Origin of the sequence: Xanthomonas sp. 10-10 (assembly GCF_040182365.1) — a bacterium.
Lineage (GTDB): Bacteria > Pseudomonadota > Gammaproteobacteria > Xanthomonadales > Xanthomonadaceae > Xanthomonas > Xanthomonas arboricola_F.
Genome location: NZ_CP144460.1, coordinates 2738140 through 2751759, shown reverse-complemented (window position 1 = coordinate 2751759; position 13620 = coordinate 2738140). Strand labels below are relative to the sequence as shown.

At 64.0% G+C, this 13620-nt stretch carries 13 protein-coding genes; 10 read left to right on the top strand and 3 right to left on the bottom strand.

The window, feature by feature from the left end:
• Positions 1-55: 55 nt before the first annotated feature.
• Together VZ068_RS11600 and ykgO are read right to left on the bottom strand one after the other, a co-directional pair.
• The gene (locus VZ068_RS11600) at positions 56-385 is read right to left on the bottom strand and encodes a hypothetical protein (protein ID WP_259148761.1); all 330 of its coding nucleotides are present in this window, start codon (positions 383-385) and stop codon (positions 56-58) included.
• A 210-nt stretch (positions 386-595) separates the two neighbouring features.
• Positions 596-721, bottom strand: coding sequence for a type B 50S ribosomal protein L36 (ykgO, locus tag VZ068_RS11595; RefSeq protein ID WP_005913193.1), 126 nt, complete (start codon positions 719-721; stop codon positions 596-598).
• Between the two features lie 172 nt (positions 722-893).
• Here ykgO and cmk point away from each other — a divergent pair, with 172 nt between their 5' ends.
• From cmk to VZ068_RS11550, 9 genes are all read left to right on the top strand, one after another.
• On the top strand, positions 894-1577 hold the full coding sequence (gene cmk, locus VZ068_RS11590; RefSeq protein ID WP_046962677.1) for a (d)CMP kinase: 684 nt from the start codon (positions 894-896) through the stop codon (positions 1575-1577).
• Between the two features lie 183 nt (positions 1578-1760).
• A complete protein-coding gene (rpsA, locus tag VZ068_RS11585; protein WP_016903550.1) occupies positions 1761-3446 on the top strand; it encodes a 30S ribosomal protein S1 in 1686 nt (561 codons plus the stop codon).
• 86 nt (positions 3447-3532) lie between these two features.
• On the top strand, positions 3533-3844 hold the full coding sequence (locus VZ068_RS11580; protein WP_046962676.1) for an integration host factor subunit beta: 312 nt from the start codon (positions 3533-3535) through the stop codon (positions 3842-3844).
• 67 nt (positions 3845-3911) lie between these two features.
• Positions 3912-4217: a LapA family protein gene (locus VZ068_RS11575; protein WP_349655390.1), complete on the top strand. Its 306-nt coding sequence runs from the start codon at positions 3912-3914 to the stop codon at positions 4215-4217.
• A 6-nt stretch (positions 4218-4223) separates the two neighbouring features.
• Entirely contained in the window at positions 4224-5402 is a 1179-nt protein-coding gene (lapB, locus tag VZ068_RS11570; RefSeq protein WP_039409755.1) for a lipopolysaccharide assembly protein LapB, read from the top strand.
• A 281-nt stretch (positions 5403-5683) separates the two neighbouring features.
• The gene (locus VZ068_RS11565) at positions 5684-6658 is read left to right on the top strand and encodes a glycosyltransferase family 4 protein (RefSeq protein ID WP_349655389.1); all 975 of its coding nucleotides are present in this window, start codon (positions 5684-5686) and stop codon (positions 6656-6658) included.
• A gap of 13 nt (positions 6659-6671) precedes the next feature.
• Positions 6672-8579, top strand: a complete 1908-nt coding sequence (locus VZ068_RS11560; RefSeq protein ID WP_259149161.1) for a nucleoside-diphosphate sugar epimerase/dehydratase — start codon at positions 6672-6674, stop codon at positions 8577-8579.
• On the top strand, positions 8579-9472 hold the full coding sequence (gene galU, locus VZ068_RS11555; RefSeq protein ID WP_046962674.1) for a UTP--glucose-1-phosphate uridylyltransferase GalU: 894 nt from the start codon (positions 8579-8581) through the stop codon (positions 9470-9472). Before VZ068_RS11560 ends, galU begins: the two co-directional genes overlap by 1 nt.
• A 169-nt stretch (positions 9473-9641) precedes the next feature.
• Positions 9642-11498 (top strand): monovalent cation:proton antiporter-2 (CPA2) family protein, encoded by a 1857-nt coding sequence (locus VZ068_RS11550; RefSeq protein ID WP_349655388.1) that lies wholly within the window; start codon positions 9642-9644, stop codon positions 11496-11498.
• A gap of 669 nt (positions 11499-12167) precedes the next feature.
• Here VZ068_RS11550 and VZ068_RS11545 read toward each other — a convergent pair.
• Positions 12168-12488, bottom strand: a complete 321-nt coding sequence (locus VZ068_RS11545; protein ID WP_259167787.1) for a DUF1244 domain-containing protein — start codon at positions 12486-12488, stop codon at positions 12168-12170.
• Between the two features lie 49 nt (positions 12489-12537).
• Between VZ068_RS11545 and folD the strand changes: the two genes are divergently transcribed.
• A complete protein-coding gene (gene folD, locus VZ068_RS11540; RefSeq protein WP_259167789.1) occupies positions 12538-13431 on the top strand; it encodes a bifunctional methylenetetrahydrofolate dehydrogenase/methenyltetrahydrofolate cyclohydrolase FolD in 894 nt (297 codons plus the stop codon).
• The last annotated feature ends 189 nt before the right edge of the window (positions 13432-13620 follow it).

Genomic DNA, 13620 nt, shown 5'->3' with positions numbered 1-13620 from the left:
ATTGGGCCGGACCTGCAGCGCGATGTCTGCAAACTGGCCGAGGTGATCTCAAGTCCTACTTGATCGGCGGCTTCGGCCCGATCTCGTTGGCGTCGGCCTGGTTGGCCACCACATCGATCACCTTGCTTTTTTCGAAGTACACGGTGAATGCCGGATACACCCAGCGGTGGATCGTCGGCCACTGGCGCTTCTGACCGCCGCGCGGGTCGAGCTTTTCCTGCGGCGCACCGTAGCGGCCTTCGACCTGGCTCATGCTGTCGCCACGCAGGGGCAGGGCGGCGGCGGGCTTTTGCTGTGCACGATCGACCAGCAGCGTTTCGGCAGACGCGGCGGCACTGATCCCCATCAGCGCGATCAGCGGCAGGACTAACAAACGGTTGCGCATGTCATCTACTCCCCAGTGGACAAGATTCGGACGGTGATTACAGCAAAAAACCACAGCAGGCGTCGGCGCGGTGCATACCGATCGGCGGCCGCGTCAGCGTGTGGCCGCAGGCCGCGTCTCAACGCGCCAGGGACGGCGGCGCATCAGGCATCGGCCAAGAAAAAACCGCCCGGAGGCGGCTTTCTCGGGTCTGGCACGCGCAGCAATTACTTAGCGCTGACGCGCCTTGAAACGCGGGTTCGACTTGCAGATCACGAAGACCTTGCCGCGGCGGCGGACCACCTTGCAGTCGCGGTGACGGGTCTTCGCAGACTTCAGGGAGGACAGGACTTTCATGGCACACCTCGGCGTAAACGGTTGGGTTCGATGGAAGAGTGCGCGCGATCGAGGCTGCACCCGGAATTAAGCCGGCAATTCTAACCGGCTTTTCGTCGTGCTTTCAAGTGGTTGCATCGCAATCGCTGCGAGCGGCGCTACACTATCGCCTGATGACCTTCCGGAAACATGAATGACCGACCTCTCGCCCGTCCTCACCATCGATGGTCCCTCCGGCGCCGGCAAGGGCACGGTCAGCCGCATCGTGGCTGCCCGGCTGGGCTGGCACTACCTCGATTCGGGCGCACTCTACCGCGCGGTGGGCGTGGCGGCGAGCTGGGCCGATCTGGATGTCTCCGACCCGGCCGCGCTGGTGCGCTGCACCTTCGACACCAGGGTCGAGTTCGACGATGCGGGCGAGGCGGGGCTGCGGGTGCTGGTCAATGGCGTGGATGCGACCGGCGAACTGCGCCTGGAAACCACCGGCGCCCTGGCCTCGGCGATTGCGGCGATTCCCGAGGTGCGCAGCGCGCTGAAGGAGCGCCAACGCGCATTCAGGCGCGCTCCCGGCCTGGTCGCCGATGGGCGCGACATGGGGACGGTGATCTTCCCGGATGCCGCATTTAAGGTTTTCCTGACCGCCAGTGCCGAAGAACGTGCGGGCCGTCGCCATAAACAGTTGATGGAAAAGGGTGTTTCGGTTATCTTTGACGACCTGCTGCGCGAGATCATGGCCCGAGATGCCAGAGATGCCCAGCGGGTGGTGGCGCCATTGCGGCCGGCCGAAGACGCCGTGCTGATCGATACCAGCGGCATAGGGATCGAGGATGTCGTCCAGCGTGTGGTCGGGGTGTTGTCCGCCCGCACGTCGTCGTAAGCGTTCCGCAAGCGGGCAGGTCCCGCCGACCGTAAGGCGTTCCAAGGCTCCGTCGCGCATCCTGCGTGGCGGTTCTACTACTTCTAAACCGACTCGTTGTTGGGGTCGACCAACAGGCTGGGCGGTCCGTCTCTGTCGCAACCCGACGACCGGCGCCCGTGTGTTCAACTGAGTAAAATCCAAATGACAGAATCTTTTGCTGAACTGTTCGAAGCCAGTCAAGCCAATCTGGCGAAGCTGAAGCCGGGCTCCATCGTCACCGGTACCGTCGTGGAAGTGCGCGGCGACGTGGTGGTGATCAACGCTGGCCTGAAGTCCGAAGGCATCGTGCCGATCGAGCAGTTCCGTAACGACGCTGGCGAGATCGATGTGGGTGTGGGCGACCAGGTCAAGGTTGCGCTGGACTCGATCGAAAACGGCTTTGGCGAGACCGTGTTGTCGCGCGAGAAGGCCAAGCGCGCAATGGTCTGGGACGAGCTGGAAGAAGCGTTGGAAAAGAACGAAACCATCACCGGCCGCATCAGTGGCAAGGTCAAGGGTGGTTTCACCGTGGACATCAAGGATGTCCGCGCGTTCCTGCCCGGTTCGCTGGTGGATGTGCGCCCGGTGCGCGACCCGGCTTACCTGGAAGGCAAGGAACTCGAGTTCAAGCTGATCAAGCTGGACCGCAAGCGCAACAACGTGGTGGTCTCGCGTCGTGCCGTGGTCGAGAGCGAGCACTCGGAAGAGCGCGAGCAGCTGATGGACAAGCTGCAGGAAGGCGCGATCCTGAAGGGTGTCGTCAAGAACCTGACCGATTACGGCGCGTTCGTGGACCTGGGCGGTATCGACGGCCTGCTGCACATCACCGACATGGCCTGGAAGCGCGTGCGCCATCCGTCCGAAGTCGTCAACGTCGGCGACGAGCTGGACGTGCGCGTGCTGAAGTTCGATCGCGAGCGTAACCGCGTCAGCCTCGGCCTGAAGCAGCTGGGCGAAGATCCGTGGGACAACATCGCCCGTCGTTACCCGGCCAACAGCCGCGTGTTCGGCAAGGTCTCCAACGTCACCGATTACGGCGCATTCGTCGAGATCGAGCCGGGCGTCGAAGGTCTGGTGCACGTCTCCGAGATGGATTGGACCAACAAGAACGTCAACCCGTCCAAGGTTGTGCAGGTTGGTGACGAAGTCGAGGTGATGGTGCTGGATGTCGACGAGGAGCGTCGCCGCATCTCGCTGGGCATGAAGCAGGTTGCCGCCAATCCGTGGGAAACCTTCGCTGCGACCCACAAGAAGAACGACAAGGTGTCCGGTCAGATCAAGTCGATCACCGACTTCGGCATCTTCATCGGTCTGGACGGCGGCATCGACGGTCTGGTGCACCTGTCCGACATCAGCTGGAACACCACCGGCGAAGATGTCGTGCGCAACTACAAGAAGGGCGACACGCTGGAAGCCGTTGTGCTGGCAGTGGACCCGGAGCGCGAGCGCATCAGCCTGGGCGTCAAGCAGCTGGAGCAGGACCCGTTCGGTCAGTACATGGCGTCCAACCCGAAGGGTTCCAAGGTCGAAGGCGTTGTGCGTGAAGTGGATGCCAAGGGCGCCACGATCGACCTGGCCGACGGCATCGAAGGCTACGTCGCTGCACGCGATATCGCCAACGAGCGCGTCGACGATGCGACCCAGCACCTGAAGGTCGGCGACAAGATCGAAGCCAAGTTTGTGGGCATGGACCGCAAGGGCCGCACCCTGCAGCTGTCGATCAAGGCCAAGGACGATGCCGAAATGCGCGAAACGCTGGAGGAATACCAGTCCTCCGCTGCGTCGGGCGGCATGACTCAGCTGGGCGCTCTGCTGCGTGCACAGTTGAACAGCAACAAGTCCGAGTAAGCGCGTAGCGCTCGCAAGAGCGTGATGGATCGGCCCGGGCTTGCCCGGGCCGATTCCGATGTGTCAGTCGAAAAAAGCAAGTTCCCATGACCAAGTCCGAATTGATTGAAATCCTGGCGCGACGCCAAGCGCATCTGAAGTCGGACGACGTGGATCTGGCGGTGAAGTCACTGCTGGAAATGATGGGGCAGGCGCTCTCCGATGGTGATCGGATCGAAATCCGCGGGTTCGGCAGCTTTTCGCTGCATTACCGTCCGCCACGTCTGGGCCGCAATCCCAAGACCGGAGAATCGGTTGCGCTGCCAGGCAAGCATGTTCCGCATTTCAAGCCGGGCAAGGAATTGCGCGAGCGTGTCAGCTCCGTGGTCCCGGTCGATCTGGCCGATGCCGCCGAGTGACGACGGCTCTAGCGCTGCGTTTATGTCGGCTCGGTTAAGCTAGGCGCCTTCCCGACGGAGTCGCGCGATGAAGGTGTTTCGCTTGCTGGTGATGCTGGCTTTCCTGTTGGTCGGCCTGATCATCGGTGCGGTCAATTCCCAGGACATCACTCTCGATTTCCTGTTTTCCAGTGTCCACACCAGTTCCGGGGTGGCGATCATCGTCGCGCTGCTGCTCGGTGTGTTGATCGGTGCCGGCATGGTGCTGGTCAGTGTAGTCATTCCTCTCTATTCCAAGCTGCGTCAGGCCAACAAGGCTGCTGCGGTCAGCCGCGCCGATGCAAGGCCCGTCACGCCTGCCGCAGTCGAGCCGCGCCCTCTCGATGGACTCTAAGCACGTATGGACTTCCTGACCGAGTGGTTCTGGTTTTTCCTGTTTTTACCGCTGGCAGCGCTCAGTGGCTGGATCGTCGGCCGCCGCGGTGGTCAGCGTCATGGCGATACCCAGGTCAGTCGACTGTCCAGCACCTATTTCCGTGGTCTGAACTACCTGCTCAACGAGCAGCCGGACAAGGCGATCGAGCTGTTTTTGCATATCGCCGAGCTGGATAAGGAAACCTTCGAGACCCAGGTCGCGCTGGGTCACCTGTTCCGCCGCCGCGGTGAGGTCGATCGTGCCATCCGGCTGCACCAGGGGCTGGTGCAGCGCGCCGACCTGACCGACCAGCAGCGCGTGCAGGCCTTGCTGGCGCTGGGCGAGGACTACATGAAGTCTGGCCTGCTGGATCGCGCCGAAACGGTCTTTACCGAGCTTGCGCAGCTGGATCAGCGTGCGCCGCAGGCCCTGCGTCACCTGATCGGGATCTACCAGGCCGAGCGCGACTGGGAAAAGGCGATCGACAACGCCACCCGCTACGAAGAAGTCACCGGCGAGCCGATGGGCAAGCTGATCTCGCAGTTCGAATGCGAACTGGCCGATCGATACCGTGGCCTGGGCAAGGCCGACGAAGCCTTGCAGGCGATTGCGCGTGCGTACCAGGCCGACGGCACGTCCGTGCGCGCCGGCATCCTGGAGGGGCGTATCGAAGCCGAGCGCGGCCATGACGAGGCCGCCGTGCGCGCCTTCGAGCGTGCCGCACGCCACGATCCGGAATACCTGCCGGAAATCATTCCTGCCTTGATGGCCGCCTATCGGCGGGTGGGCGACATCGCCGGTGCACGCAATTTCCTGTCGGAGATGACCGAGCACTATCGCGGTATCGCGCCGGTGCTGGCGCTGACCCAGTTGATGGAAGCGCAGGATGGGGTTGCGCCCGCACTGGCCTATCTCGGTCGTCAGCTCAAGGACCGGCCATCGGTGCGCGGCGAGTCGGCGCTGATCGATCTGACGCTTGCCGAAGGCAGTGATCCGGTGGGCACCTTGAACGATCTCAAGCACATCACCGATCAGCTGTTGGTGCGTAACCCCAGCTACCGCTGCACCCGTTGCGGGTTCGGGGCAAAGACTCATCATTGGCAATGCCCGAGCTGCAAGGAGTGGGGCACCGTCAAGCCGCTGTTGAACTACGCGGTGGTGTAAGGCGTGTCTTTGTCTTTTCGGCAGTGTGCATTGGGTCCACTGGACGCTGGGGTGGTGCGCCTTCGCAGCCTGCGTCGGTGGCGATCACACTGTGTCGTAGATTGCAGGGTCGTAGATCGCAGGTCCGCGGATGTGCAGATGCAGCCGCGAACCCTACGCCTTGGTTTGCCCGTCAACTTCATGCTTGGCCGGGCCGGCTTGCCGCCGTGCTGCTTTTCTGTGGCTGCATCGCACATGCGTCGATCCCGTGCCTGTGGTTCCCGAAGCGGTGATCGGCGCTGATGCCTCACATCTGGCTCTGGTGCGCCTTGCACGTGAGCGTTGCGGCGCTGGGAACGTGGCTGCTGCGCCGTTATGCCTTGCATCGTCGTCTGCTCGATGAACCCGGTGAGCGACGCAGCCATGTGGTCGCCACCCCGCGCGGCGGCGGCATGGCGATCGTCGCTGCAATTCTGTCGGGGTGCGTGGCGGCCAGCCTGCTGTGGCCGGCGGCGCGCATGGTGGTCGGCTGGTTCGCGATCGGCTTGATCCTGGTGGCGGGCGTGGGTTGGTGGGACGACCATCGGCCGTTGTCGGCCAGGCTGCGGTTTGCGATCCATCTGGCCGCCTCCGCGTCGCTTGGTGCGCTGGTCATTTATTCCACAGGCAACGTCGTGGACGGCATTCTCAGCGCGGTGGCGTCGGTGGTGTTGATCAACGTCTGGAACTTCATGGACGGCATCAACGGACTGGCCGCCACGCAGGCCGCGCTGGCTGCGCTGGCCTTCGCGTTGGTGGCTCCGGCGGGTTGGTCGTTGGCCGGCCTGGCGGTGGCGGCAGCATGCCTGGGGTTTGTTCCGTTCAATTTTCCGCGCGCGCGCATCTTCCTGGGCGACGGTGGCAGCGGTGCGCTTGGCTATGTGCTGGCTGCGTTGCTTGCCCTGAGCGTGGCGGGCGGGCAGATGAGCTGGTGGATCGGCTGGTTGCCGCTGACGGCGTTCCTTGTCGACGCCGGCTTCACGCTGCTGTCTCGCATGCTCGCCGGGCAGCGTTGGTGGGAGCCTCACGCCCAGCACGTCTATCAGCGTCTGGCGCGCCGGCTTGGGACGCACGTTCCGGTAACCGCCGTTTATTTCGCTTTCAGCCTCGCTGCCGTCTGCTTGTCTGTGTTACTTCGTCATGATGTGTTCGGTCAGCAAGTCTGGGCGGCAGTTGTGTGGGGCCTGGGTGCGAGTGCCAGCTGGTATTTTCTGCGCGATGGATTGCGCAATTCCTGAATAATGGATTCTTATGATTTCCTGGCGTGACCGTTTGACCAAGGCGCTGCCGCAAGTGGCAGTCGTGTTACACGACCTTTTGATGGTCTGGGTGTGCTGGCAGCTGCTGCATGCGGGCCGCTACTCGATGTTGCGCGAGGCGCCGGATCTTCCGCTGTGGGACTGGCGCACCGCCGTGGTCCTGGTGGCACAGGGCCTGGTGTTCTGGAAGATGGGGCTGTACCGCGGGCTGTGGCGCTTCGCGTCGGTGCCCGACCTGTGGAATATCTTCAAGTCGAGCTTTCTCGGCCTGGTGGCGATCGTATTGGCGCTGTCGTACGACCGCCTGGACGGCGTGCCGTTGTCGGTTCTGGTGGTCTATCCGTTTGCGCTGTCTGCGCTGCTGGGGACGCCACGCCTGCTGTATCGCGCCTGGAAGGACTACCAGATTGCGCACTCCGGAGATGCGGCGCAACGCGTGCTGATCCTGGGCGCCGGGCGGGCTGCCGAAGGTCTGGTGCGCGACCTTCGCCGCACCGGCACCTTCGTTCCGGTCGGCTTTCTGGACGATGCCAACAACCTGCATGGCGCAAAGATTCAGGGCCTCAACGTGCTGGGCAATCTGGATCAGGCCGCGTCGATCGCGAAAGAGACCGCCGCCAAGCTGCTGGTGATCGCGATCCCGTCGCTCGATGCATCCGGCATGCAGCGCGTGGTGGCGATCTGCGAGAGTACCGGACTGCCGTTCCGGATGGTGCCCAAGCTGATCAATGTGCTGGAAGGCCGCTCGCTGCCCGGCGAATTGAAGGAAGTCGCCATCGAGGACCTGCTCAATCGCAAGCCGGTGACGCCGGACTGGCGCCTGATCCGCGACTGGCTGACCAACAAGACCGTGATGGTGACCGGTGCCGGCGGGTCGATCGGCTCGGAGGTCTGCCGTCAGTGCGCGCGCCATGGGGCGCGCCGCATCGTGCTGCTGGAAATCGACGAGCTGGCGCTGTTGACCATCGATTCGGACCTGCGTCGGTTGTTTCCGGATATCGAAGTGGTACGGGTGCTCGGCGATTGCGGCGATCCGGCCGTGGTGGCGCACGCATTGAATACCGCGGCCCCTGACGCGGTGTTTCATGCCGCCGCGTACAAGCAGGTGCCCTTGCTGGAAGAGCAGCTGCGCGAGGCCGTGCGCAACAATGTGCTGGCGACCGAGAACGTGGCGCGTGCCTGTCAGCGTGCACGCATCGAAACGTTCGTGTTCATTTCCACTGACAAGGCGGTCGAGCCGGTCAACGTGCTGGGCGCTAGCAAGCGCTACGCGGAGATGATCTGCCAGAGTCTTGACGCGCGTGATGCGCCAACGCGCTTCATCACCGTGCGCTTCGGCAATGTGCTGGATTCGGCCGGTAGCGTGGTGCCGCTGTTCCGCGAGCAGATCCGCCAGGGTGGCCCGGTCACCGTGACGCATCCGGATGTGACGCGCTACTTCATGACCATCCCCGAGGCCTGCCAGTTGGTGATCCAGGCAGCTGCCTCGGCCTCGCATGGCGCGATCTATACGCTGGACATGGGCGAGCCGGTGCCGATCCGGCTGCTTGCCGAGCAGATGATCCGTCTTGCCGGCAAGCAGCCGGGCAAGGATGTGGCGATTCTCTACACCGGTCTGCGTCCGGGCGAGAAGCTGCACGAGACGCTGTTCTACTCCGACGAAGACTACCGCCCGACCGCGCATCCCAAGATCCTGGAAGCCGGCGTGCGTGAGTTCTCGCACGAGCAGGTGCTGCAGCTGGTGACGCGTCTGCGCGAGGCGGTTAATCGCTATGACATCAAGGCAATGGAGACTGTGCTGGGCAGCCTGATGCCGGATTTTGCGGCTGCTCGACGGAAAGTCGACGCGCGATCTGATACGGTCGTTCCATTCCCCGCACGTGAGGTCAGAAGACTGTAATGAGCCAGCGTATTCGCAAGGCCGTATTCCCCGTCGCAGGTCTTGGGACCCGCTTTCTTCCGGCGACCAAGACGGTGCCGAAGGAAATGCTGCCAATCATCGACAAACCATTGATCCAGTACGCCGTCGACGAGGCCATCCAGGCCGGCTGCGATACGTTGATCTTCGTGACCAATCGCTACAAGCACTCGATCGCCGACTACTTCGACAAGGCCTACGAGCTGGAGCAGAAGCTCGAACGTGCGGGCAAGCTGGAGCAGCTGGAGCTGGTGCGGCATGCGCTGCCGGAAGGGGTGCGCGCCATTTTCGTGACGCAAGCCGAGGCGCTGGGTCTGGGTCATGCGGTGTTGTGTGCCAAGGCCGTGGTCGGCGATGAGCCGTTTGCGGTGCTGTTGCCGGACGATCTGATGTGGAACCGTGGCGACGCCGCGCTGACCCAGATGGCCGATGTGGCCGAAGCATCCGGTGGCAGCGTCATCGCCGTGGAAGACGTGCCGCACGACAAGACCGCCAGCTACGGCATCGTGTCCACCGACGCATTCGACGGCCGTAAGGGTCGCATCAATGCGATCGTCGAAAAGCCCAAGCCCGAAGTGGCCCCGAGCAATCTGGCCGTGGTCGGTCGCTATGTGCTCAGCCCGAAGATTTTCGAGTTGCTCGAAGCCACCGGTGCAGGTGCCGGCGGCGAGATCCAGCTGACCGATGCCATTGCCGAGTTGTTGAAGAAAGAGCAGGTCGACGCGTTCCGTTTCGAAGGCCGTCGTTTCGATTGCGGCGCGCACATCGGTTTGATCGAGGCGACCGTCCACTTTGCGCTCGAGCATGAGAAGCATGGTGGGCCGGCGAAGGAAATCCTGCGCAACGCATTGGCCCAGGCCGACGCGCGCGGCTGATTGCGCCACGAATGCTTCATCACGAACGACGCCAACTGGCGTCGTTCGTCGTTTTGGCGCCCCGATCACGGGGGGTGAGGCTTCGTGGAAACGTCGGCATCCGGGCTGGCCGGTGCAACAAGCAAGCAGATGCAAGGCGTCGGCGCGTGCGTGTCGTTAGAATCCAGGCATGAGCCAATCTGCGCACGCCAGTGAACTGATCAACGTTGTCGCTCTGCTGGGCGCTGCGGTTGTTGCTATCCCGCTCTTTCGCCGGTTGGGCCTGGGCTCGGTGCTTGGCTATCTGGCAGCGGGGCTGGCGATCGGGCCCTTCGGACTGGGCCTGTTCGACGACCCGCAGGCGATCCTGCATGTCGCCGAATTGGGCGTGGTGATGTTCCTGTTCGTGATCGGGCTGGAGATGCGGCCGTCGCATCTGTGGAGCCTGCGCAAGGAAATCTTCGGCCTGGGCACCGTGCAGATCTGCCTGTGCGCACTGGTGCTGACCGGTATCGGGATGTTGCTGGGTTTTCCGCCACCGGTCGCCTTCGTGGCCGCGTCCGGTTTCGTGCTGACCTCGACGGCGGTGGTGATGCAGTTGCTGGCCGAGCGCGGCGACGTGGCCTTGCCCTCCGGGCAGAAGATCGTGGCGATCCTGTTGTTCGAGGACCTGCTGATCGTCCCGTTGCTGGCGATCGTGGCCTGGATGGGTTCCAGTGGCGACCCGCAGGCCGCGTCGCAGCGCTGGCACGACATCGGCATCGGCCTGGCCTGCATCGTCGGCCTGCTGGTTGCCGGGCGCTGGCTGCTCAATCCGCTGTTCCGGGTCCTGGCTGCGTCCAAGGCGCGCGAGGTGATGACGGCCGCGGCGCTGCTGGTGGTGTTGGGCGCGGCGCTGCTAATGCAGGTAGGCGGGTTGTCGATGGCGATGGGCGCTTTCCTCGCCGGGGTGCTGTTGTCCGAATCCACCTTCCGTCATCAGATCGAAGCTGATATCGAGCCGTTCCGCGGCATCCTGCTGGGCCTGTTCTTCCTGGGTGTGGGCATGAGCCTGGACCTGCGCGTGGTCGCAGCCGACTGGCGGCTCATCCTCGTCGGCGTGTTGGCGCTGATGGTGGGCAAGGCGATCTGCATCTATGCGGTGGCGCGGGTGATGGGCAGCGATCATCGCCAGGCAATGGACCGTGGTGTGCTGATGGCGCAGGGTGGCGAGTTCGCCTTTGTGTTGTTTGCCGCGGCCTCGGCATCGGGCGTGATCGATGCGCAGATCGATGCCACTCTCACTGCCATCGTGGTGCTGTCGATGGCGCTGACGCCGTTGTTCGTCCTGGTGCAGCGGCGTTTGACGCCCGCGCCGGAGGTGTCGCTGGAGGGAGTGGAAGCGGCCAACGGTCAGACCGGCAGCGTGCTGGTCATCGGCTTCGGCCGCTTCGGCCAGGTGGCCAGCCAGTCGCTGCTGGCGCGCGACGTGGACGTGACCATCATCGATAACGACATCGAGATGATCCAGAGCGCAGAAGAGTTCGGTTTCAAGATCTATTACGGCGACGGCACGCGGCTCGATGTGCTGCACGCCTCCGGCGCGCACAGTGCGCGCGCAATCGCGGTATGCATCGACGATCGCGAAGCGGCCAACCGCATCGTCGAGCTGGCGACCCGCGAGTTTCCGCATGCGCGCCTGCTGGTGCGTTCGTTCGATCGTGAGCATTCGCTGCAACTGATCGCGGCCGGTGTGGATTACCAGATCCGCGAAACCTTCGAGTCGGCGGTGACCTTCGGCCAGATGGCGCTGGTCGAGCTGGGCGTGGATGAGGACGAGGCCGGCACGATCGCACGCGAGATCCGCCGCCGCGATGCGGAGCGGCTGGAGCTGGAAATCGCCGCGGGGAATGTCCGTGCCGGGGCAGGGTTGATGTTCGGCAACATCACGCCGACGGTGCCCAAGCCTACGCCGTTTACGCCGCCGCGCCGGGAGAGCCGGTCGCTCAACCGCGATGCGTTGCCGCAGGCCAGTGCAGAGACCGCAGCAGAGACCAACCGCGGCTGACAACACCTCGCAATCGTCAGGTGGGTGTGGGGGCTGCGCGGGAACCGGCTGTGCGGGCGTATGAACCTGGCGTGCGGTAGTGCAGTTGCTTGGTGCTTGTTGGAGTGGCCCGATGGTGATGTCGAGTCGTCGGGCGCGCGGTGCCCTTACCGCGCCAGGACCTTGGTCGGTGACCACGTAACAGCCACGTCAACAGCTGGCGGCACTCCAGCTCACTGCGATGAATCGTCAGCAGTCAGACGACTGCACTCATGCTTGCTTGCAACCATGCACAGCGATCATCTCGATTGGCTCTTGCCCACCTGCCGCCCCGGGACCTTATGCGGGATGGGTGCCGCATAAGAGCCTCCACGGATGGATTCACGGCGTGTCCCGCGGCGGTAGGCGGGCAAGGGGCCTGCAGCCAGTGCGCAGATCATGTGCTCTGCACTACGTCTACCCACGACGTCCGACTTTCCCAAACAACCAACGTCTCCAGCTCCTGACGTGATCGACAAGACATTGCCTACAGCAAGCAGTCAGGTGAGGCCGTGCACTCAACACCAAGTCACCCCCAGCCACGGCTGCGAACCGCCTCAAGGAGCAGCGCAGCCGCCCGATGGCGCGCAGGTTCGAGACAGGCGCAGCGGACGCGTAGCAGTCACGCCAGCCGCGCGTCCCGACCAACGATCAGCCGTGTTTGCGCTGGGCCGCAGCGAATGCTTCGAGCTGTTCGGCAGTGGCGTCTTTCTGGTGCTGCTGCTTCCACTGCGCGAACGGCATGCCGTAGACCGCCTCGCGTGCCTGCTCCTTGCTCATCGGCTGGCCCTGTGCCTCGGCCGCTTCGCGGTACCAGTCGCCCAGGCAGTTGCGGCAGAAGCCGGCCAGGATCATCAGGTCGATGTTCTGCACATCGGTGCGCTGCTGGTTGAGATGCTGCAGCAAGCGGCGGAATGCGGCCGCTTCGATGGCGGTGGTGGTCGAATCGGTGGGCGAGGTGGTGTCGGTCATGACGGAATCGGGGACAATAGACGGCCTTCGACTCTACACCTGACGCCCCATGACCGCTTCCGCGCCAGCTGCCTCCGCTTCGGCCCGCCTTCTCGATGGTCGCCGCATTGCCGAGGACCTGCTCGACGGGCTGAAGCTGCGCGTGGATGCGCGCGTGGCGGCGGGCAAGGCGCGGCCCGGGTTGGCGGTCGTCCTGGTGGGCGGCGACCCGGCGTCGTCGGTGTATGTGCGCAACAAGCGGCGCGCGGCGGAAAAAGTGGGTATCGCAGCGTTCGATTACGACCTGCCGCACGGCACCAGCGAGGCCGAGCTGGCGGCCCTGATCGACGAACTCAACACCGATCCCAAGATCCACGGAATCCTGATCCAGCTGCCGCTGCCGGGGATTCCCGATGCCAATCGGCTGATCCAACGGATCGATCCGCGCAAGGATGTGGATGGCTTCCATCCGCAAAATGTGGGGCATCTGGCGTTGCGCGAATTCGGCCTGCGCCCGTGCACGCCGCGCGGCATCGTGACCTTGCTCGCGCATACCGATCAACCGGTGCGTGGACGCAACGCGACCATTGTTGGCGTGAGCAATCACGTCGGCCGGCCGATGGGGCTGGAACTGTTGATCGCCGGTTGCACGGTCACCAGCTGCCACAAGTTCACCCCGGCCGATGTGCTGGAGGCCAGCGTGCGCAATGCCGACATTCTGGTGGTGGCCGTGGGCCGCCCCGGGCTGATTCCCGGCGAGTGGGTCAAGCCGGGTGCGGTGGTGATCGATGTCGGCATCAACCGCCTGGAAGACGGACGCCTGGTTGGCGATGTCGGCTTCGATGCGGCAGCAAGGCGCGCGGCCTGGATCACCCCGGTGCCGGGCGGGGTGGGGCCGATGACGGTGGCCACGCTGATGCAGAACACCATCGAGGCCGCTGATGCGGCCGGGATTGGGGATTAGGGATTGGGGATTCGTTAAAGGCGACGGCCAAGCGCATGCGTCGGCCGATCCGGATTGCGTGCGGGATCGGCGGGCCATCGGCATCCTGACGAACGGCGGGGCGGTGCAGGGCGGCGTCTTTGCCACTCCCGACCCCAGACTCCCCAATTGCGGCCCTAATGCGTTAAAATGCCGCGCTTCCCCAAACTC

Excerpts from the sequence above, each read along its gene's own strand:
- lapB (WP_039409755.1), top strand. The coding sequence starts at position 4,224 with ATGGACTTCCTGACCGAGTGGTTCTGGTTTTTCCTGTTTTTACCGCTG.
- galU (WP_046962674.1), top strand. The coding sequence starts at position 8,579 with ATGAGCCAGCGTATTCGCAAGGCCGTATTCCCCGTCGCAGGTCTTGGG.
- VZ068_RS11545 (WP_259167787.1), bottom strand. The coding sequence starts at position 12,488 with ATGACCGACACCACCTCGCCCACCGATTCGACCACCACCGCCATCGAA.
- VZ068_RS11565 (WP_349655389.1), top strand. The coding sequence starts at position 5,684 with ATGCCTCACATCTGGCTCTGGTGCGCCTTGCACGTGAGCGTTGCGGCG.
- rpsA (WP_016903550.1), top strand. The coding sequence starts at position 1,761 with ATGACAGAATCTTTTGCTGAACTGTTCGAAGCCAGTCAAGCCAATCTG.
- ykgO (WP_005913193.1), bottom strand. The coding sequence starts at position 721 with ATGAAAGTCCTGTCCTCCCTGAAGTCTGCGAAGACCCGTCACCGCGAC.
- VZ068_RS11560 (WP_259149161.1), top strand. The coding sequence starts at position 6,672 with ATGATTTCCTGGCGTGACCGTTTGACCAAGGCGCTGCCGCAAGTGGCA.
- VZ068_RS11575 (WP_349655390.1), top strand. The coding sequence starts at position 3,912 with ATGAAGGTGTTTCGCTTGCTGGTGATGCTGGCTTTCCTGTTGGTCGGC.
- VZ068_RS11600 (WP_259148761.1), bottom strand. The coding sequence starts at position 385 with ATGCGCAACCGTTTGTTAGTCCTGCCGCTGATCGCGCTGATGGGGATC.
- VZ068_RS11580 (WP_046962676.1), top strand. The coding sequence starts at position 3,533 with ATGACCAAGTCCGAATTGATTGAAATCCTGGCGCGACGCCAAGCGCAT.
- VZ068_RS11550 (WP_349655388.1), top strand. The coding sequence starts at position 9,642 with ATGAGCCAATCTGCGCACGCCAGTGAACTGATCAACGTTGTCGCTCTG.
- folD (WP_259167789.1), top strand. The coding sequence starts at position 12,538 with ATGACCGCTTCCGCGCCAGCTGCCTCCGCTTCGGCCCGCCTTCTCGAT.
- cmk (WP_046962677.1), top strand. The coding sequence starts at position 894 with ATGACCGACCTCTCGCCCGTCCTCACCATCGATGGTCCCTCCGGCGCC.